Source organism: Variovorax sp. GW821-FHT10C12, assembly GCF_059415405.1.
In genome coordinates, this window is record NZ_JBWKNE010000001.1 from 2144791 (window position 1) to 2162816 (window position 18026).

The 18026-nt window shown below is 66.5% G+C and carries 18 protein-coding genes; 5 read left to right on the forward strand and 13 right to left on the reverse strand.

Translation table 11 applies throughout. The features are described from left to right. From hscB to uvrB, 6 genes are all read right to left on the reverse strand, one after another. Positions 1 to 519: a Fe-S protein assembly co-chaperone HscB gene (gene hscB / locus AC07OH_RS10245; protein WP_495300526.1), complete on the reverse strand. Its 519-nt coding sequence runs from the start codon at positions 517 to 519 to the stop codon at positions 1 to 3. Positions 520 to 582: 63 nt separating this feature from the next. Beyond that, positions 583 to 906, reverse strand: coding sequence for an iron-sulfur cluster assembly protein IscA (iscA, locus tag AC07OH_RS10250; RefSeq protein WP_007828190.1), 324 nt, complete (start codon positions 904 to 906; stop codon positions 583 to 585). A 1-nt stretch (position 907) separates the two neighbouring features. After that, positions 908 to 1330 (reverse strand): Fe-S cluster assembly scaffold IscU, encoded by a 423-nt coding sequence (iscU, locus tag AC07OH_RS10255; RefSeq protein WP_062473231.1) that lies wholly within the window; start codon positions 1328 to 1330, stop codon positions 908 to 910. Between the two features lie 50 nt (positions 1331 to 1380). Continuing rightward, positions 1381 to 2601, reverse strand: a complete 1221-nt coding sequence (locus tag AC07OH_RS10260) for an IscS subfamily cysteine desulfurase (RefSeq protein WP_489058440.1) — start codon at positions 2599 to 2601, stop codon at positions 1381 to 1383. 87 nt (positions 2602 to 2688) lie between these two features. Further along, positions 2689 to 3225: a Fe-S cluster assembly transcriptional regulator IscR gene (iscR, locus tag AC07OH_RS10265; RefSeq protein ID WP_056580055.1), complete on the reverse strand. Its 537-nt coding sequence runs from the start codon at positions 3223 to 3225 to the stop codon at positions 2689 to 2691. A gap of 238 nt (positions 3226 to 3463) precedes the next feature. Beyond that, positions 3464 to 5581: an excinuclease ABC subunit UvrB gene (gene uvrB / locus AC07OH_RS10270; RefSeq protein ID WP_307693153.1), complete on the reverse strand. Its 2118-nt coding sequence runs from the start codon at positions 5579 to 5581 to the stop codon at positions 3464 to 3466. A gap of 105 nt (positions 5582 to 5686) precedes the next feature. Here uvrB and AC07OH_RS10275 point away from each other — a divergent pair, with 105 nt between their 5' ends. The 4 genes from AC07OH_RS10275 to AC07OH_RS10290 all read left to right on the forward strand — a co-directional run bounded on the left by AC07OH_RS10275 (position 5687) and on the right by AC07OH_RS10290 (position 9783). Beyond that, a complete protein-coding gene (locus tag AC07OH_RS10275; RefSeq protein ID WP_307586982.1) occupies positions 5687 to 6883 on the forward strand; it encodes an amino acid aminotransferase in 1197 nt (398 codons plus the stop codon). Between the two features lie 155 nt (positions 6884 to 7038). Then, entirely contained in the window at positions 7039 to 8499 is a 1461-nt protein-coding gene (locus AC07OH_RS10280; RefSeq protein ID WP_495300527.1) for a polyhydroxyalkanoate depolymerase, read from the forward strand. Positions 8500 to 8518: 19 nt separating this feature from the next. After that, a complete protein-coding gene (locus tag AC07OH_RS10285; protein ID WP_495300528.1) occupies positions 8519 to 9151 on the forward strand; it encodes an RnfABCDGE type electron transport complex subunit B in 633 nt (210 codons plus the stop codon). Further along, positions 9148 to 9783, forward strand: coding sequence for a LysE family translocator (locus AC07OH_RS10290; protein WP_492676657.1), 636 nt, complete (start codon positions 9148 to 9150; stop codon positions 9781 to 9783). Before AC07OH_RS10285 ends, AC07OH_RS10290 begins: the two co-directional genes overlap by 4 nt. 9 nt (positions 9784 to 9792) lie before the next feature. Here the strand turns inward: AC07OH_RS10290 and yedA are convergent, their stop codons facing one another. After that, positions 9793 to 10710, reverse strand: coding sequence for a drug/metabolite exporter YedA (gene yedA / locus AC07OH_RS10295; RefSeq protein WP_495300529.1), 918 nt, complete (start codon positions 10708 to 10710; stop codon positions 9793 to 9795). A gap of 116 nt (positions 10711 to 10826) precedes the next feature. Here yedA and AC07OH_RS10300 point away from each other — a divergent pair, with 116 nt between their 5' ends. Beyond that, on the forward strand, positions 10827 to 11324 hold the full coding sequence (locus AC07OH_RS10300) for an Lrp/AsnC family transcriptional regulator (RefSeq protein WP_495300530.1): 498 nt from the start codon (positions 10827 to 10829) through the stop codon (positions 11322 to 11324). On the opposite strand, the gene AC07OH_RS10305 is transcribed toward AC07OH_RS10300, so the two are convergent. From AC07OH_RS10305 to AC07OH_RS10330, 6 genes are read right to left on the reverse strand one after another with little or no spacing between them, the layout of a single operon-like run. Next, on the reverse strand, positions 11314 to 11799 hold the full coding sequence (locus AC07OH_RS10305; protein ID WP_495300531.1) for a VOC family protein: 486 nt from the start codon (positions 11797 to 11799) through the stop codon (positions 11314 to 11316). The two genes, AC07OH_RS10300 and AC07OH_RS10305, sit on opposite strands and share 11 nt — an antisense overlap. Further along, a complete protein-coding gene (gene bioB / locus AC07OH_RS10310) occupies positions 11796 to 12833 on the reverse strand; it encodes a biotin synthase BioB (RefSeq protein WP_495300532.1) in 1038 nt (345 codons plus the stop codon). Before bioB ends, AC07OH_RS10305 begins: the two co-directional genes overlap by 4 nt. After that, on the reverse strand, positions 12833 to 14881 hold the full coding sequence (accC, locus tag AC07OH_RS10315) for an acetyl-CoA carboxylase biotin carboxylase subunit (protein ID WP_495300533.1): 2049 nt from the start codon (positions 14879 to 14881) through the stop codon (positions 12833 to 12835). The genes bioB and accC overlap by 1 nt, the downstream gene beginning before the upstream one ends. Before the next feature lie 21 nt (positions 14882 to 14902). Then, positions 14903 to 16447 carry an acyl-CoA carboxylase subunit beta gene (locus AC07OH_RS10320; protein WP_099790205.1) on the reverse strand — a complete coding sequence of 515 codons (1545 nt, stop codon included), beginning with the start codon at positions 16445 to 16447 and terminating at the stop codon, positions 14903 to 14905. Positions 16448 to 16506: 59 nt separating this feature from the next. Beyond that, entirely contained in the window at positions 16507 to 17556 is a 1050-nt protein-coding gene (gene meaB / locus AC07OH_RS10325; RefSeq protein ID WP_307693158.1) for a methylmalonyl Co-A mutase-associated GTPase MeaB, read from the reverse strand. Next, entirely contained in the window at positions 17550 to 18023 is a 474-nt protein-coding gene (locus tag AC07OH_RS10330) for a GNAT family N-acetyltransferase (protein ID WP_062473207.1), read from the reverse strand. The genes meaB and AC07OH_RS10330 overlap by 7 nt, the downstream gene beginning before the upstream one ends. Positions 18024 to 18026: the final 3 nt, after the last annotated feature.

The window sequence follows — 18026 nt, forward strand, 5'->3', positions numbered from 1 at the left end:
TTATTGTCCCAACTGATCGAATTTTTTCTCGACGTCCTCGCCGAAGCGCTCAATGAACATGAGGGCTCTCACCTGCTGCACGGCGCCGGGGTAGTCGCCCTTTTCGTCGATCAGCCAGTCGAGCGACGAGAGTGCGCGGGCGCGCGTGGTTTCGACGTCCTCCTGCAGCAGCTCGACGGCGGCGATGTCGCGGGCGTCGTCGAGCGCTTCGCGCCACTCCATCTGCTGCATCAGAAAGGCGCCGGGCATCGCCGTGTTGTTCTCGGCATTCAGCGGCGCGCCGTTGAGTTCGCAGATGTAGCTCGCGCGGCGGATCGGGTCTTTCAACCGCTGGTAGGCCTCGTTGATGCGCACCGACCACTGCATGGCCACGCGCTGCGCCGCGGCGCCCTGCGCGGCAAAGCGGTCCGGGTGCGCCTCGCGCTGCAGCTCCTTCCAGCGCGCGTCGAGCACGGCGCGGTCCTGCGCGAAGGTCGCCGGGACGGCGAACAGTTGGAAGTCGGTGTCGTTCAGATTCATGGCAAGAAAAAACCGCCAGCACATGACATGGTGGCGGCTGTGGTCGCGGTCAGCGACGACGCATCAGATGCGAAAACTTTCGCCGCAGCCGCAGCGATCACGTTCGTTCGGGTTGATGAACTTGAAGCCCTCGTTCAGGCCTTCGCGCACGAAGTCGAGCTGCGTGCCGTCGATGTAGGCCAGGCTCTTCGGGTCGACCAGCACCTTCACGCCGTGGTCTTCGAACACCACGTCTTCAGGCGTGAACTCGTCGACGTACTCGAGCTTGTAGGCCAGGCCCGAGCAGCCGGTGGTCTTCACGCCCAGCCGCACGCCCACGCCCTTGCCCCGTTTGCCGAGGTAGCGGGTGACGTGGCGCGCAGCGGCTTCGGTCAGCGTGACGGCCATCTCAGTGAACAGCAGCTTCGGCGGTCGACTCGGGGGTCTTGGCGCCGTGCTTGGCCTTGTAGTCGCTCACGGCCGCCTTGATGGCGTCTTCCGCGAGGATCGAGCAGTGGATCTTGACCGGCGGCAGTGCCAGTTCTTCGGCAATCTGCGCGTTCTTGAGGGCTGCCGCTTCGTCGAGCGTCTTGCCCTTGACCCATTCGGTCACGAGCGACGACGAGGCGATGGCCGAGCCGCAGCCGTAGGTCTTGAAGCGTGCGTCTTCGATCACGCCGGTTTCGGGGTTGACCTTGATCTGCAGCTTCATCACGTCGCCGCAAGCCGGTGCGCCGACCATGCCGGTGCCTACCGAGTCGTCGCCCTTTTCGAAGGAGCCGACGTTGCGGGGATTTTCGTAGTGGTCGATGACCTTGGAAGAATATGCCATGGTGTACCTCTCAAACTTTGTTCAATCGTGGAGCCTTGGGCTGGCCTGGGTCAGTGGGCCGACCACTGGATCGTGCTGATGTCGACGCCGTCCTGGAACATCTCCCACAGGGGGCTCAGCTCGCGCAGCTTGGCGACGTTGTGCTTGATGGTCGAGATGGCGTAGTCGATTTCTTCTTCGGTCGTGAAACGGCCGATGGTCATGCGCAGGCTGCTGTGGGCCAGCTCGTCGCTGCGGCCCAGGGCGCGCAGCACATAGCTGGGCTCCAGGCTGGCCGAGGTGCAGGCCGAACCAGACGACACCGCCAGGCCCTTGATGCCCATGATCAGCGACTCGCCTTCAACGTAGTTGAAGCTCATGTTCAGGTTGTGCGGCACGCGGCGCTCGAGGTCGCCGTTGATGAAGACCTGTTCGACATCCTTCAGGCCGTCGAGCAGGCGCTTCTGCAGACGCGCTGCGTGGGCGATGTCGTCCTTCATCTCGAGCTTGGCGATGCGGTAGGCCTCGCCCATGCCGACGATCTGGTGCGTGGGCAGCGTGCCCGAGCGCATGCCGCGCTCATGGCCGCCGCCGTGCATCTGCGCTTCGATGCGGATGCGCGGCTTGCGACGCACGTACAGGGCGCCGATGCCCTTGGGACCGTAGGTCTTGTGCGAAGCCAGGCTCATCAGGTCGATGGGCAGCTTGGTGATGTCGATGTCGACCTTGCCGGTGGCCTGGGCCGAGTCGACGTGGAAGATCACGCCCTTTTCGCGGCAGACATTGCCCAACGCGACCACGTCCTGGATCACGCCGATTTCGTTGTTCACGAACAGCACGCTGGCCAGGATGGTGTCGGGGCGAATCGCCGCCTTGAACTTCTCGAGGTCGACGAGGCCGTTTTCCTCGACGTCGAGGTAGGTCACTTCGAAGCCCTGGCGCTCGAGTTCGCGCATGGTGTCGAGCACGGCCTTGTGCTCGGTCTTCAGGGTGATCAGGTGCTTGCCCTTGCCCTTGTAGAACTGGGCCGCGCCCTTGAGGGCCAGGTTGATCGACTCGGTGGCGCCCGATGTCCAGACGATCTCACGCGGGTCGGCGTTGATCAGGTCGGCCACCTGGCCGCGCGCCTTCTCGACCGCCTCTTCGGCTTCCCAGCCCCAGGCGTGGCTGCGCGATGCCGGGTTGCCGAAGTGTTCGCGCAACCAGGGAATCATGGCGTCGACCACACGCGGGTCAACCGGCGTGGTGGCGCCGTAATCGAGATAGATCGGGAAATGAGGAGTGACGTCCATGGCTGGCTCGGGCTGGCGTGGGGGTTGTTTTATGAGGTCGGGGCAAACTCGGGGCGATGCCCGCAGGCATCGCCGGACTCAATCAGGTCAGGACTTCGCGAAGACGTTGCCGAGAGCGAAGACCGAATTCGGCGCATTCACGCGAATGGGCTTGACCACCGGCTGGGCCGAGATGGCGCGCTTGACGACCGGCTTGTTCTCGATCTGCACGCCCTTGGCGATCTGGTCGTCGACCAGCTTCTGCAGCGTGACGGAGTCAAGAAACTCGACCATGCGCTGGTTCAGCGAGGCCCAGAGTTCGTGCGTCATGCAGCGACCCTGCTCACCGAGGCAGTTTTCCTTGCCGCCGCACTGCGTGGCATCGATCGGCTCGTCGACGGACACGATGATGTCGGCGACCGTGATGTCCGCCGCCTTGCGTCCGAGGCTGTAGCCGCCGCCGGGGCCGCGGGTCGATTCGACCAGCTCATGGCGGCGCAGTTTGCCGAACAGCTGTTCGAGGTACGACAACGAAATCTGCTGCCGCTGGCTGATCGCAGCCAGCGTGACCGGACCGGTGTTCTGACGCAACGCCAGATCGATCATTGCTGTGACCGCAAAACGGCCTTTGGTAGTGAGACGCATCGCAAGCTCCTTCAAGTGCTTACCGTTGAAATGACACCACAGCCTTGGGCCGCGGTGACTTCGTCTCCGCCCTGCCCGACCCCGACGCTGGTGAACCAGCCGGTAGGAGTCGGTCCTTCATCGCGAAGTTCTTTGTTGTTGAGTATTTCGGTCAAGTATAGCAGATGCCCCTGAGATCTGCTCGGGTAAACCCCAGCGCGGCTCGCTTGAAGAAAGCGAACTTATGGCCTAGCCGAAATCAGGACGCCAAACCGGGGATGTTGTCGCCACCCGACGCCCCGAACGCCTGCTCGCGCAGCAGCGCCAGCTGGTCGCGCACCCGGGCCGCCTTCTCGAACTCGAGGTTGCGGGCGTGCTCCAGCATCTGCTTCTCGAGCCGCTTGATTTCCCGGGCGATGTCTTTCTCGCTCATGTCCTCGACCTTGGCGCGTTCCAGGTCGAGCTTGGCCATTTCCTTGCCGGTCTTCTCGCTGTAGACGCCGTCGATCAGGTCGCGCACCTGCTTCACGATGCTGCGCGGCGTGATGCCGTTCGCCTCGTTGTGGGCAATCTGCCGGGTGCGGCGGCGCTCGGTTTCGCCGATGGCCTTCTTCATCGACTCGGTCATCCGGTCGGCATAAAGAATGGCCTTGCCGTTCAGGTTGCGCGCCGCGCGGCCGATGGTCTGGATCAGCGAGCGCTCGGCGCGCAGGAAGCCTTCCTTGTCGGCATCGAGGATCGCCACCAGCGACACCTCGGGAATGTCCAATCCTTCGCGCAGCAGGTTGATACCCACCAGCACGTCGAAGGAGCCCAGGCGCAGGTCGCGCAAAATTTCCACCCGCTCGACCGTGTCGACGTCGCTGTGCAGGTAGCGCACCTTCACGCCGTTGTCGCTCAGGTAGTCGGTGAGCTGCTCGGCCATGCGCTTGGTCAGCGTGGTGATCAGCACGCGCTCGTTCTTCTCGACGCGGATGCGGATCTCGCCCAGCACGTCGTCCACCTGGTGCGTGGCGGGACGCACCTCGACCTCGGGGTCGATCAGCCCGGTCGGCCGCACCAGCTGCTCGACGACGTTGCCGGCGTGGTCCTTCTCGTACTGCGCCGGCGTGGCCGACACGAAGATGCACTGGCGCACCCGCTTTTCGAACTCCTCGAGCTTGAGCGGCCGGTTGTCCAGCGCGCTCGGCAGGCGAAAGCCGTACTCGACCAGCGTGACCTTGCGCGCCCGGTCGCCGTTGTACATGGCGCTGAGCTGGCCCATCATCTGGTGGCTCTCGTCGAGGAACATCAACGAGTCCTTCGGCATGTAGTCGGTGAGCGTCGCCGGCGGGTCGCCAGGCTCCGCGCCCGAAAGGTGCCGCGTGTAGTTCTCGATGCCCTTGCAGTGGCCGATTTCGGCCAGCATTTCGAGGTCGAAGCGCGTGCGCTGCTCCAGCCGCTGCGCCTCGACCAGCTTGCCCGAGCCGGTCAGCTCCTTGAGCCGGCCGGCCAGTTCGATCTTGATGGTTTCCACCGCCGCCAGCACCTTGTCGCGCGGTGTCACGTAATGGCTCGACGGGTACACCGTGAAGCGCGGCACCTTCTGGCGGATGCGTCCGGTGAGCGGGTCGAACAGCTGCAACGACTCGATCTCGTCGTCGAACAGCTCGAAGCGGATGGCCAGCTCGCTGTGCTCGGCCGGGAACACGTCGATGGTGTCCCCGCGCACGCGGAACGTGCCGCGCGCAAAGTCCTGCTCGTTGCGCGTGTACTGCATGCGGATGAGCCGCGAGATCAGGTCGCGCTGGCCGACCTTGTCGCCGACGCGGGCAATCAGCCGCATCTCCATGTAGTCCTCGGGCGTGCCGATGCCGTAGATGGCGCTCACCGTGGCCACGATGACCGTGTCGCGCCGCTCCAGCACGCTCTTGGTGGCCGACAGGCGCATCTGCTCGATGTGCTCGTTGATCGACGAGTCCTTCTCGATGAACAGGTCGCGCTGCGGCACGTAAGCCTCGGGCTGGTAGTAGTCGTAGTAGCTCACGAAGTACTCGACGGCGTTCTTGGGAAAGAACTCGCGGAATTCGCTGTACAGCTGCGCCGCCAGTGTCTTGTTGGGCGCGAACACGATGGCCGGGCGGCCCAGCCGGGCGATCACGTTGGCCATGGTGAAGGTCTTGCCCGAGCCCGTCACGCCCAGCAGCGTCTGGTACACCTCGCCGTCGAGCACCCCGGCCACCAGGCCGTCGATGGCCGTGGGCTGGTCGCCTGCCGGCGGATAAGGCTGGAACAGCTCGAACGGCGAATCGGGATAGCGGATGAATTCGCCCTGTTTCGCCGGCCCGATCGGGTCGACTTTCTTCAGGTCTGCTATGGCTTCGGTGTTCTCTGGCATGGCTGTTCCCGACAGGTGGCGTGGCGCCGGTAAAATTCAAGGCAACCGGAAAGGATAAAGCCTCCTCCGGTTGCCAGCGAAGCTTTCATCCCAAAGGACCTTTCCATGTCTATGTTCACCGCGGTCGAAATGGCGCCGCGCGACCCGATCCTCGGCCTCAACGAGCAATTTGCAGCCGACACCAACCCCCTCAAGGTCAATCTCGGCGTCGGCGTGTATTACGACGACAACGGCAAGCTGCCCCTGCTCCAGTGCGTGCAGGCCGCAGAGCAGAACATGATGAAGGCCCCCTCGGCCCGCGGCTACCTGCCGATCGACGGCATCGTGGCCTACGACAACGCCGTCAAGGGCCTGGTCTTCGGCCCCGAGAGCGAGCCCGTCACCTCGGGCCGCGTGGCCACCATCCAGGCCATCGGCGGCACCGGCGGCCTGAAGGTCGGCGCCGACTTCCTCAAGAAGCTCAACCCCAACGCCACCGTGCTGATCAGCGACCCGAGCTGGGAAAACCACCGCGCGCTGTTCACCAACGCCGGCTTCACGGTCGAAAGCTACCCCTACTACGATGCCGCCCAGCGCGGCATCAACTTCGACGGCATGCTGGCCGCCCTGAACGCGGCACCGGCCGGCACCATCGTCGTGCTGCACGCCTGCTGCCACAACCCGACCGGCTACGACATCACCCCCGCGCAGTGGGACCTGGTCGTTGCTGCCGTCAAGGCCAAGGGCCTCGTGCCCTTCCTCGACATGGCCTACCAGGGCTTCGGCTACGGTCTGAAGGAAGACGGCGCGGCTGTCGCCAAGTTCGTCGACGCCGGCCTGACCTTCTTCGTGTCGACCTCGTTCTCCAAGAGCTTCAGCCTGTACGGCGAACGCGTCGGCGCCCTGTCGGTGCTGTGCGAGAACAAGGAAGAAGCCGGCCGCGTGCTGTCGCAACTCAAGATCGCCATCCGCACCAACTACAGCAACCCGCCGATCCACGGCGGCGCCGTGGTGGCCGCGGTGCTCGGCACCCCCGAGCTGCGCGCCCTGTGGGAAAAAGAACTGGGCGAGATGCGCGTGCGCATCAAGGCCATGCGCCAGAAGCTGGTCGACGGCCTGAAGGCCGCCGGCGTGAAGGAAGACATGAGCTTCATCACCACCCAGATCGGCATGTTCAGCTACTCGGGCCTCACCAAGGACCAGATGGTGCGCCTGCGCAACGAGTTCGGCGTGTACGGCACCGACACCGGCCGCATGTGCGTCGCCGCGCTCAACAGCAAGAACATCGACTACGTCTGCGCGTCGATTGCGAAGGTCATCTAGGTGACAACCGGGTGTGAGTGAATCGACTTTTTGACGATTCGTTCACATTCGGCCACAGAAGGCGAATCCAGCCCGCTTCGGGCTAGGGTTCGGCCCCCTGCGCCGCGGCAAATGCACTGATATATTGCACTGCAACATCCACTCAAAGACCCGCGATGCTCTATCAACTCTACGAAGCCCAGCGTTCCCTGATGGAGCCCTTCTCGGACTTCGCCCAGGCCGCCTCCAAGCTCTACGGCCCCGGCGCCGTCTGGAGCCAACTGCCGATGGCACAGCGCATGGCCGCCGGCTATGACCTGCTGTACCGGCTGGGCAAGGACTACGAGAAGCCCGAGTTCAACATCAAGTCCGTCAAGGTCGACGGCGAAGACGTCGTGATCCAGGAGGCCGTCGAGCTCGACAAGCCCTTCTGCGAACTGCGCCGCTTCAAGCGCTTCACCGACGAACCGCACATCCTCAAGACGCTCAAGAGCCAGCCCGTGGTGCTGATCGTGGCGCCGCTGTCGGGCCACTACGCCACGCTGCTGCGCGACACCGTGCGCACCATGCTGCAGGACCACAAGGTCTACATCACCGACTGGAAGAATGCGCGCCTGGTGCCGCTGTCCGACGGCGAGTTCCACCTGGACGACTACATCAACTACGTGCAGGAGTTCATCCGCCGCCTGCAGGCCGAGTACGGCAACTGCCACGTGGTGAGCGTGTGCCAGCCCACCGTGCCGGTGCTGGCAGCCGTGTCGCTCATGGCCAGCCGCGGCGAGCCCCTGCCCCTCACGATGACCATGATGGGCGGCCCGATCGATGCGCGCAAATCGCCCACGGCCGTGAACAACCTCGCGACCAACAAGAGCTTCGAGTGGTTCGAGAACAACGTGATCTATCGCGTGCCGCAAGGCTTCCCGGGCGCGGGCCGAAAGGTCTACCCGGGCTTCCTGCAGCACACGGGCTTCGTGGCCATGAACCCCGACCGCCACGCCAGCAGCCACTACGACTACTTCAAGGACCTGATCAAGGGTGACGACGCCAGCGCCGAAGCCCATCGCAAGTTCTACGACGAGTACAACGCCGTGCTCGACATGGACGCGGACTACTACCTCGAGACCATCCGCACCGTGTTCCAGGACTTCGACCTGGTCAACGGCACCTGGGACGTGAAGAACCCCGCCGGCCAGGTGGAGCGCGTGCGTCCGCAAGACATCCACGCCACCGCCCTGCTCACCGTCGAAGGCGAGCTCGACGACATCTCCGGCTCGGGCCAGACCCAGGCCGCGCACAGCCTGTGCACCGGCATCGCCGATGCCAAGCGCGAGCACTACGAAGTCAAGGGCGCGGGCCACTACGGCATCTTCAGCGGCCGCCGCTGGCGCGACCTGGTCTACCCGAAGGTGCGCAACTTCATCGCCGCCAGCGACGAGCCCCAGCGCCGCGCCGGTGCGCGCGAAGAGCTGCCGGCCGAAGACCGCATCAAGCCCGGCCAGAAGCTGAAGGCCGTGGCCACCGCTGCGGCCCGCAAGACGCCGGTCGCCGCCAAGAAAGCGGTCGCCGTGAAGGCCGCGCCGGCTGCCAAGAAGCCGGCCGCAGCGGCAAAGAAGCCCCGCGCCAGCGCCGCGCGCTGAGTCGCGCGCATCACCCACCGTGAACGGGCTGGCCGCACGCATCAACGACGCACTGCCTCAAACGCAGTGCACACGGTGCGGCTATCCCGATTGCGCGGGTTATGCGCAGGCCATCGCCGACGGCGAGGCCGACATCAACCAATGCCCGCCCGGCGGTGCCGAAGGCATCGAGCGCCTGGCGCTGCTCACCGGCCGCGCCGCACAACCACTCGATCCGCAGTTCGGCACCGAGGGCCCGCGCGCCATGGCGGTCATCGACGAGGCCTGGTGCATCGGCTGCACGCTCTGCCTCGACGCCTGCCCGACCGACGCGATCATCGGCATCAACAAGCGCATGCACACGGTGATCGAGGCGCACTGCACAGGCTGCGAGCTGTGCATTCCGGTGTGCCCCGTCGATTGCATCTCGCTCGAGGTTGAAACCCCCGGCCGCAGCGGCTGGCAGGCGTGGTCGCAGGCACAGGCGCAGGCCGCCTTGCAGCGCTACAAGCTGCACGCCCAACATCGCGACACCGCGAAGCGCGAGGCCGAACCCGCACCTGCCGCTGCCGAACCGCAAGCCGCCGACACGCGCAAGCGCTCGATCGTCGAAGCCGCCCTCGCGCGCGCCCGGGCCGCCGCCGAACAACGCCAGGCCGCCACCAAACCATGACCCTCGACACCCTGCTGATCTACGCCGTCGCCTCGCTTGCCCTAGCGGTGATCCCCGGTCCGACCATGCTGCTGGCGCTGTCCAACGGCATCGACGGCGGCATGCGCCGCGCCAGCTGGGGCATCGCGGGCGCGTCGCTCGGCAGCGTCTCACTGATCGCGGTCGTGGCGCTCGGGCTGGGCTCGCTGCTCGCGGCCTCGGAATGGCTCTTCAACGCGATCCGCGTCGCGGGCGTGGCCTACCTGGTGTGGCTCGGCATCAAGCTGTGGCGCAGCGAAGCGACCGACCTGGGCACAGCGCTGGCCAAGTCGGCCGTCGAGGTCCGACCACACGGGCGCATCGCCCTCGTGCGCAGCCTGATGGTGGCGCTGTCGAACCCGAAGACGGTGCTGTTCTTCGCCGCCTTCCTGCCCCAGTTCATCGACACCGCCAAGCCCCAGGGCATGCAGTACCTGGTGCTGGGCGCGATCTTCGTGGTGCTCGACACCTGCGTGATGCTGGCCTATGCCGGCGCCGGCACGCAGGCCGTGCGCTGGCTCTCGCGCCGCGGCCTCAAGGTGCTCAACCGCAGCTGCGCCGTCGGCATGTGGCTGCTGGCCGCCACCCTCGCCTTCTGGCGCCGTCCGGCCTGAGCTGTTCGATCAGCCCTTCTGCGGGCGCTTGAAGAGCAACAGCAGCACGCCCGCCAGCACCACGCCCACGGCGTACCACTCGAAGCGCGTGACCGTCTCGTGGGCGATCCACACGCCCAGCAGCATCGCGATCACCGGGTTGACGAAGGTATAGCTCGCCGCCAGCCCGGCCGGCGCCTGCGCGAGCAGCACCATGTAGGCGTTGAACGCGATCAGCGAGCCGAACACCACGAGATAGACCCACGCCCCCAGCGCCACCGGCTGCGGCGGCCAGCTCATCGTTTCGCCCGACACCGCGGCCAGCACCATCAGCACCACGCCGCCGCACAGCATCTCGCTCGCAAAACCCATCGCACCGGGAGCCAGCGGCAGACTGCGCTGGCTCAGCACGCTGCCGAGCGACCAGCAGATGCAGGCCACGCAGATCGCGATCAGCCCCTCGGGCGAAGCCTTGAAGCCGCTGCCCTGCGTGAGCATCAACACGCCGACGAGCCCCAGCGCAATGCCGGCCGCTTCGAGCCGCGCCGGCTTCACGCCCCAGATCAGGTTCAACAGTGCGATCAGCAACGGAATGACGGCAATGAACGCCACCACCAGCCCCGAGCCGATCGACACCTCGGCCAGGGCCGTGCCGCCCATGCCGCCACCGAGCATCAGCGCGCCGACGACCAACGCATTGCGCCACTGCAGGCGCGACGGCCAGGGCGTGCCGCGCCAGCGCATCCACGCCGCCAGCAGCACGCCCGCGACCAGGAAGCGCGAGCCCATCTGCAGGAACGGCGGAAAGCTGATCAGCGCGTACTTGATGGCCAGGTAGGTCGAGCCCCAGACCACCCAGGTGGCGGCCAGGCAGAGCCACAGCAGCGGCGTCAGCCGGGGGCGCGAAGAAGCAGGCGCGGCCTGCGCAGTGGGTGCGAGTGTCGACATGGCGAGGGTGTCTCTTATTGGTATCAGGTGTGCGTCATGGTATGAAAGCCACCCGCCGGCAGCCATGCGAATTTCATGGTTCTGCTTGCACCGCACCGCCGATTTAAAGGACTTCCATGGACTTCACCTTGACCCCCACGCTGGACGCCCACGACACCCGCATCCTGGCCGAACTGCAGGCCGACGCCCGCCTGAGCATGGCCGAGCTGGGCCGCCGCGTGCACCTGAGCCAGCCGGCCGTGACCGAGCGCGTGAAAAAGCTGGAAGCCGCCGGCGTCATCACCGGCTACCGCGCCACCGTGAACCTCACGCGACTGGGCTACGGCATCCGCGGGATCATCCGCGTCGGTCGCGCCGACTACGACCTCGTGGTGAAGCTGATGCAGGAGACGCCCGAGTGCGTCAATGCCTACAACGTGACCGGCGAGGACAGCTGGATCCTCGAGATCGCCGTGATCGACGTGCCGCACCTCGATGCGGTGCTCGCCAAGTTCTGCATCCTGACCGAGACCGCGACCTCGATCATCTTGAATCCGGCGCGCGAGCACCAGCCGATGCTGCCGCCCCGGCACGCCGACGTGAAGCCGCCGGTCAGGAAAGCGCTCAGCGCGTAGCGGCCAGTGCGTTGAAGGCCGTCACCACCTCGGGCGGCGCCTGCACCATCTCGACCAGCACGCCCTCGCCCGAGATCGGGAACTCGTCGTTGGCCTTGGGGTGCAGGAAGCAGATGTCGAAGCCGGCCGCGCCCTTGCGGATGCCGCCCGGCGCAAAGCGCACGCCCTGCGCCGTGAGCCATTCGACGGCCTGGGGCAGGTCGTCGATCCACAGGCCGACATGGTTCAGCGGCGTGGTGTGCACGGCAGGCTTCTTCTCGGGGTCCAGCGGCTGCATCAGGTCGACCTCGACCTTGAACGGGCCGCTGCCCATCGAACAGATGTCCTCGTCGACGTTCTCGCGCTCGCTGCGGAAGGTGCCCGTCACCTCGAGCCCCAGCATGTCGACCCACAGCTTCTGCAGGCGCAGCTTGTCGGGGCCGCCGATGGCGATCTGCTGAATGCCCAGCACCTTGAAGGGACGTGGCGCGGTCATGCGCAGCCGCCTTCTTCCGCCTGCTCCTGCGTGCGGTGCGAGCGCAGGCCGAGCTTGCGCAGCAGCTGCACGTCGGCATCCACGTCGGGGTTGCCGGTGACCAGCAGCTTGTCGCCGTAGAAGATCGAGTTGGCGCCGGCCATGAAGCACAGGGCCTGCACCGCCTCGCCCATCTGCTGGCGGCCGGCCGACAGGCGCACGCGCGCGGTCGGCATGGTGATGCGGGCCACGGCGATCATGCGCACGAAGTCGAAGGGATCGACCGGCTCCGAGTCGGCCAGCGGCGTGCCGGGCACGCGCACCAGGCTGTTGATCGGCACCGACTCGGGGTACGGGTCCATGTTCGCGAGCTGCGCGATCAGCCCGGCGCGGTGCACCGGCTGCTCGCCCATGCCCACGATGCCGCCGCAGCACACGCTGATGCCGGCGCTGCGCACAGCCGCCAGCGTGTCCAGGCGGTCCTGGTAGGTGCGCGTATCGACCACGTCGGTGTAGTACTCGGGCGCGGTGTCCAGGTTGTGGTTGTAGTAGTCCAGGCCCGCGGCCTTGAGCTGCTGCGCGTGGTGCGGCTCCAGCATGCCCAGCGTGGCGCAGGTCTGCAGCCCCAGGCCCTTCACGGCCTCGACCAGCACCGCCACCTTCTCGACGTCGCGGTCCTTGGGCGCGCGCCAGGCGGCGCCCATGCAAAAGCGCGTGGCGCCGGCGTCCTTGGCGGCCTGCGCGGCGCGCACCACCTCGTCGACCTCCATGAGCTTCTGCGCCTTCACGCCGGTGTCGAACTCGGCCGACTGCGGGCAGTAGCCGCAGTTCTCGGGGCAGCCGCCGGTCTTCACCGACAGCAGCGTGGCCAGCTCGATGTCGCCTTCGGGGAAATGCCGGCGGTGCACGGTCTGCGCCTCGAACAGCAGTTCCATGAAGGGCTTGTCCAGCAGCGCCTGGATGGCCTCCACGGACCAGGGGCCCCGGGGCGTCGCCACGGCCTTGGCCGGGCGGTGCAGCGTGATTGCTGCCTGTTGCAGGTCGTTGGCACCCATCAGTTGAACTCCAGAATGATTTGGTCGACGGCGAGCGATTCGCCCTTGGCCGCCGAGATCTTGCCCACCACGCCGTCCTGCGTGGCGAACAGCACGTTTTCCATCTTCATGGCCTCGATCACGGCCAGCTTCTCGCCGGCCTGGACCTGTTGCCCCGGCTGCACCGACACCTCGACCAAGAGGCCCGGCATCGGCGACATCAGGAACTTGCTCAGGTCGGGCGGTGCCTTGTAGGGCATCAGCTCGAGCAGGCGCGCGCCCAGCGGCGACAGCACCATGGTCTCGATCTGCGTGCCGTCGTGCGACACGCGCAGCGCCAGCGGGTTCTTGCCCGCGCCGCGCTCCACCTGCGCCGTGAAGGGCTTGCCGTTGGCCGTGCCCTGCACGCGCACCGCGCCCAGCGCGAAGTCGCTCTCGATCTGGTAGCGCTTGTCGCCCACCGTGACCGCGCTGGCGCCGGTCTTGTCCTGGAAGTCGCTCACCGACACCGCGTGGTGCACGTGCTTGCCCTCGGGGCCCAGCTCGACCACCACGAACTGCTCGCCCACCTTCACGCCGTGACCTTCGAGCTGTCCGCTGATGCCCGAGGCGCGCGCGCGGTAGCGGCGGTTGACGAAGGCGGCCAGCGCCACCAGGAACGACGGATCGGCGTGCGGCACGTCTTCCGCATGGAAGCCCTTGCCGTAATGCTCGGCGATGAAGCCGGTGTTGAAATCGCCCGCCACGAACTTCGGATGCGCCAGCAGCGCGGCCTGGAACGGGATGTTGCTGCTGATGCCGCGGATCACGAAACCGTTGAGCGCCTCGCGCATCAGGGCGATGGCCTCGTTGCGGTCCTTGCCGTGCACGATGAGCTTGGCGATCATCGAGTCGTAGTACATCGGGATCTCGCCGCCGTCGTACACGCCGGTGTCCACGCGCACGCCGTGCAGGTGGCCGGTGTCGCTCGCGAACATGCTCTCGGCCGGCGGCTGGAACTTCACCAGGCGGCCCGTCGACGGCAGGAAGTTGCGGAACGGGTCTTCGGCGTTGATGCGGCACTCGATGGCCCAGCCGTCGCGCTTCACGTCGGCCTGCGCCAGCGGCAGCTTCTCGCCGGCCGCCACGCGGATCATCAGCTCGACCAGGTCCAGGCCGGTGATGCACTCCGTCACCGGGTGCTCCACCTGCAGGCGCGTGTTCATCTCCAGGAAGTAGAAGCTCTGGTCCTTGCCGACCACGAACTCCACCGTGCCCGCGCTCTGGTACTTCACGGCCTTGGCCAGCTGCACCGCCTGCTCGCCCATCGCCTTGCGCGTGGCGTCGGTGATGAAGGGCGACGGCGCCTCCTCGATCACCTTCTGGTGGCGGCGCTGAATGGAACACTCGCGCTCGTTCAGGTAGATGACGTTGCCGTGCGAATCGCCCAGCACCTGGATCTCGATGTGGCGCGGCTCCTCGACGAACTTCTCGATGAACACGCGGTCGTCGCCGAAGGAGTTGCGCGCTTCATTGCGGCACGAGGTGAAGCCTTCGAAGGCTTCCTTGTCGTTGAAGGCCACGCGCAGGCCCTTGCCGCCGCCGCCGGCCGAGGCCTTGATCATCACCGGGTAGCCGATGTCCTTGGCGATCTCGACGGCGCGCTCGGCCGTCTCGATGGCGTCGTTCCAGCCGGGGATGGTGTTGACCTGGGCTTCGTTCGCCAGCTTCTTCGAGGCGATCTTGTCGCCCATGGCCGCGATCGAATAGTGCTTCGGTCCGATGAAGGCAATGCCCTCTTCCTCGACCTTGCGCGCAAAGGCTTCGTTCTCCGACAGGAAGCCGTAGCCCGGGTGCACGGCCTCGGCGCCGGTCTTCTTGCAGGCCGCGATGATGCGGTCGGCCTGCAGGTAGCTTTCGCGGCTGGGCGCGGCGCCGATGTGCACGGCCTCGTCGGCCAGCTCGACGTGGCGGGCTTCCTTGTCGGCGTCGGAGTAGACGGCGACGGTGAGGATGCCCATCTTCTTCGCGGTCTGGATGACGCGGCAGGCGATTTCGCCACGGTTGGCGATCAGGATCTTCTTGAACATGTTCTTCTTTCTCCGTGCGGCTCAGAGCGGAATGTTTCCGTGCTTGCGCCACGGGTTCTCGAGCTTCTTCTCGCGCAGCATCACGAGCGAGCGGCAGATGCGCTTGCGCGTTTCGTGCGGCAGGATCACGTCGTCGATGTAGCCGCGCGCGCTGGCCACGTACGGGTTGGCGAAGCGGGCCTTGTATTCGGCTTCGCGGGCCGCGAGCTTCTCGGGGTTGTTCTTGTCTTCGCGGAAGATGATTTCCACCGCACCCTTGGCACCCATCACCGCGATCTCGGCGCGCGGCCAGGCCAGGTTGACGTCGCCGCGCAGGTGCTTGGAGGCCATCACGTCGTACGCGCCGCCGTAGGCCTTGCGCGTGATGACGGTGATCTTCGGCACCGTGCACTCCGCATACGCGTAGAGCAGCTTGGCGCCGTGCTTGATGATGCCGCCGTACTCCTGGCCGGTGCCAGGCATGAAGCCGGGCACGTCGACGAAGGTGATGACGGGGATGTTGAACGCATCGCAGAAGCGCACGAAGCGCGCGGCCTTGATGCTGCTCTTGATGTCCAGGCAGCCCGCCAGCACCAGCGGCTGGTTGGCCACGATGCCGACCGTCTGGCCTTCCATGCGCGCGAAGCCGATCACGATGTTCTTCGCGTAGTCGGGCTGCAGCTCGAAGAAATCGCCGTCGTCCACCACCTTCAGGATCAGTTCCTTGATGTCGTAGGGCTTGTTCGGGTTGTCGGGCACCAGCGTGTCCAGCGAGTAGTCGGGCCGGTCGGCCGGATCGCCCTGGCCGTCGTTGCCCAGGCGCACCGGCGGCTTCTCGCGGTTGTTCAGCGGCAGGTAGTTGTACAGGCGGCGCAGCATCATCAGCGCCTCGACGTCGTTCTCGAACGCCATGTCGGCCACGCCGCTGCGCGTGGTGTGGGTGATGGCGCCGCCGAGTTCTTCAGCCGTCACGCTCTCGTGCGTCACGGTCTTCACCACCTCGGGGCCGGTGACGAACATGTAGCTGCTGTCCTTCACCATGAAGATGAAGTCGGTCATGGCGGGCGAGTACACCGCGCCGCCGGCGCACGGGCCCATGATCATGCTGATCTGCGGCACCACGCCCGAGGCCATCACGTTGCGCTGGAACACGTCGGCATAGCCGCCCAGCGAGGCCACGCCTTCCTGGATGCGGGCGCCGCCCGAATCGTTCAGGCCGATGACCGGTGCGCCGACCTTCATGGCCTGGTCCATCACCTTGCAGATCTTCTCGGCGTGGGCTTCGCTGAGCGCGCCGCCGAAGACCGTGAAGTCCTGGCTGAACACGAACACGAGGCGGCCGTTGATCATGCCGTAGCCCGTGACCACGCCGTCGCCGGGGATCTTCTGCTCGGCCATGCCGAAGTCGACCGAGCGGTGCTCGACGAACATGTCCCACTCTTCAAACGTGCCGTCGTCGAGCAGCAGCTCGATGCGCTCGCGCGCCGTGAGCTTGCCCTTGGCGTGCTGCGCGTCGATGCGCTTCTGCCCGCCGCCGAGTCGCGCCTGGGCGCGCTTCTTTTCGAGTTGTTCGATCAGTTCTTGCATGGTGTGCTTCCGAAGCTGTGGTTCTGGATTGCTGGGAGAGTCTTGTGGGGGCCGGGGTGTCACACCCGGGCGGTGATGGCTGCCGCGGCGAGCAGCTGGCGCGCCGCCGTCGAGGCCGGCAGGCTGCCCTGGGCCACCTGCTGCGTGAGTTGCGGCAGCAGCTCGCGCACCTGCGCGTGCTGGCGGAATGCCTGCTTGAGCCCGGCGTCGATGCGTTCCCACATCCACGCGGTGGCCTGCTTTTCGCGGCGCTTCGCGAGCTTGCCGTTGGCGGTCTGCAGCGCCTTGAATTCGAGCACGGCGTCCCAGAAGGCGTCGACGCCGGTGCCGGCGAGCGCGCTCAGCTGCAGCACCTTGGGCAGCCAGAAGCGGCGCTCCACGCCGCTGTGCGCGTCGTGCACGGCGTGCGCATGGTCGGGGTTGCCCTGGTGGCCGAACAGGCGCAGCGCCGAGGTGATCTGGGCCTGCGCGCGCGTGGCGGCGTCGCGGTCGATGTCGGCCTTGTTGATGGCGACCAGGTCGGCCAGCTCCATCACGCCCTTCTTGATCGCCTGCAGGTCGTCGCCCGCGTTGGGCAGCTGCAGCAGCACGAACATGTCGGTCATGCCGGCCACCGCCGTTTCGCTCTGGCCCACGCCCACGGTCTCGACGATCACGATGTCATAGCCCGCGGCCTCGCAGACCAGCATGGCCTCGCGCGTCTTCTCGGCCACGCCGCCGAGCGTGCCGCTCGAGGGGCTGGGGCGGATGTAGGCGCGCTCGTGCACCGACAGGCGCTCCATGCGCGTCTTGTCGCCCAGGATGGAGCCGCCCGACACGGTGGAGGACGGGTCGATGGTGAGCACCGCCACGCGGTGGCCCTTGCCGATCAGCAGCAGGCCCAGCGTCTCGATGAAGGTCGACTTGCCCACGCCGGGCACGCCCGAGATGCCGAGGCGAAACGATGCGCCAGTGCGCGGCAGCAAGGCCGTGAGCAGTTCGTCGGCCTGCGCGCGGTGGTCGGCGCGCGTCGATTCGAGCAGCGTGATCGCCTTGGCGATGGCACGCCGCTGCGCCATGCCCGGCGCATCGGCGAGCGCGCGTTCAAGCGCGCCGACGGTGTTCAGCACGCGGCCTCCGACGCCACGCGCCAGCGGTAGTGCAGGTCGACGCCCTCCTCGCCTTCGAGCACGAAGCCGTGCCGCTGGTAGAAGCGGTTGGCGTCGCTCTGCACGAGCGCGGTGAGCTTGATGTCCAGCTTCTGTTCGCGCGCCTGCGCCTTGGCCCAGCGCAGCGCCCATTCGCCGATGCCGCGCCCCTGGAAGCCGGTGCGCAGGTACAGGTGATCGAGGCGCAGCGCATCCGCGTCCTCGGGCTTGAGCGTGATGAAGCCCAGGCGCTGCTCACCGTCGAGCACGATGTGGTGCATGTACGGCACCACGAAACCGGCCGACAGGCGCTCGCGCGAGCGCGTGAGGTCGAAACGGCCGACGCGCTCCAGGCTCGGACGCATCGCATCGATGCGCACGGCCAGCATGTCTTCGAAATCGCTGGAATCCACGGGCTGCAGCGACAGCCGCGACAAGAGATCGCCCACGTC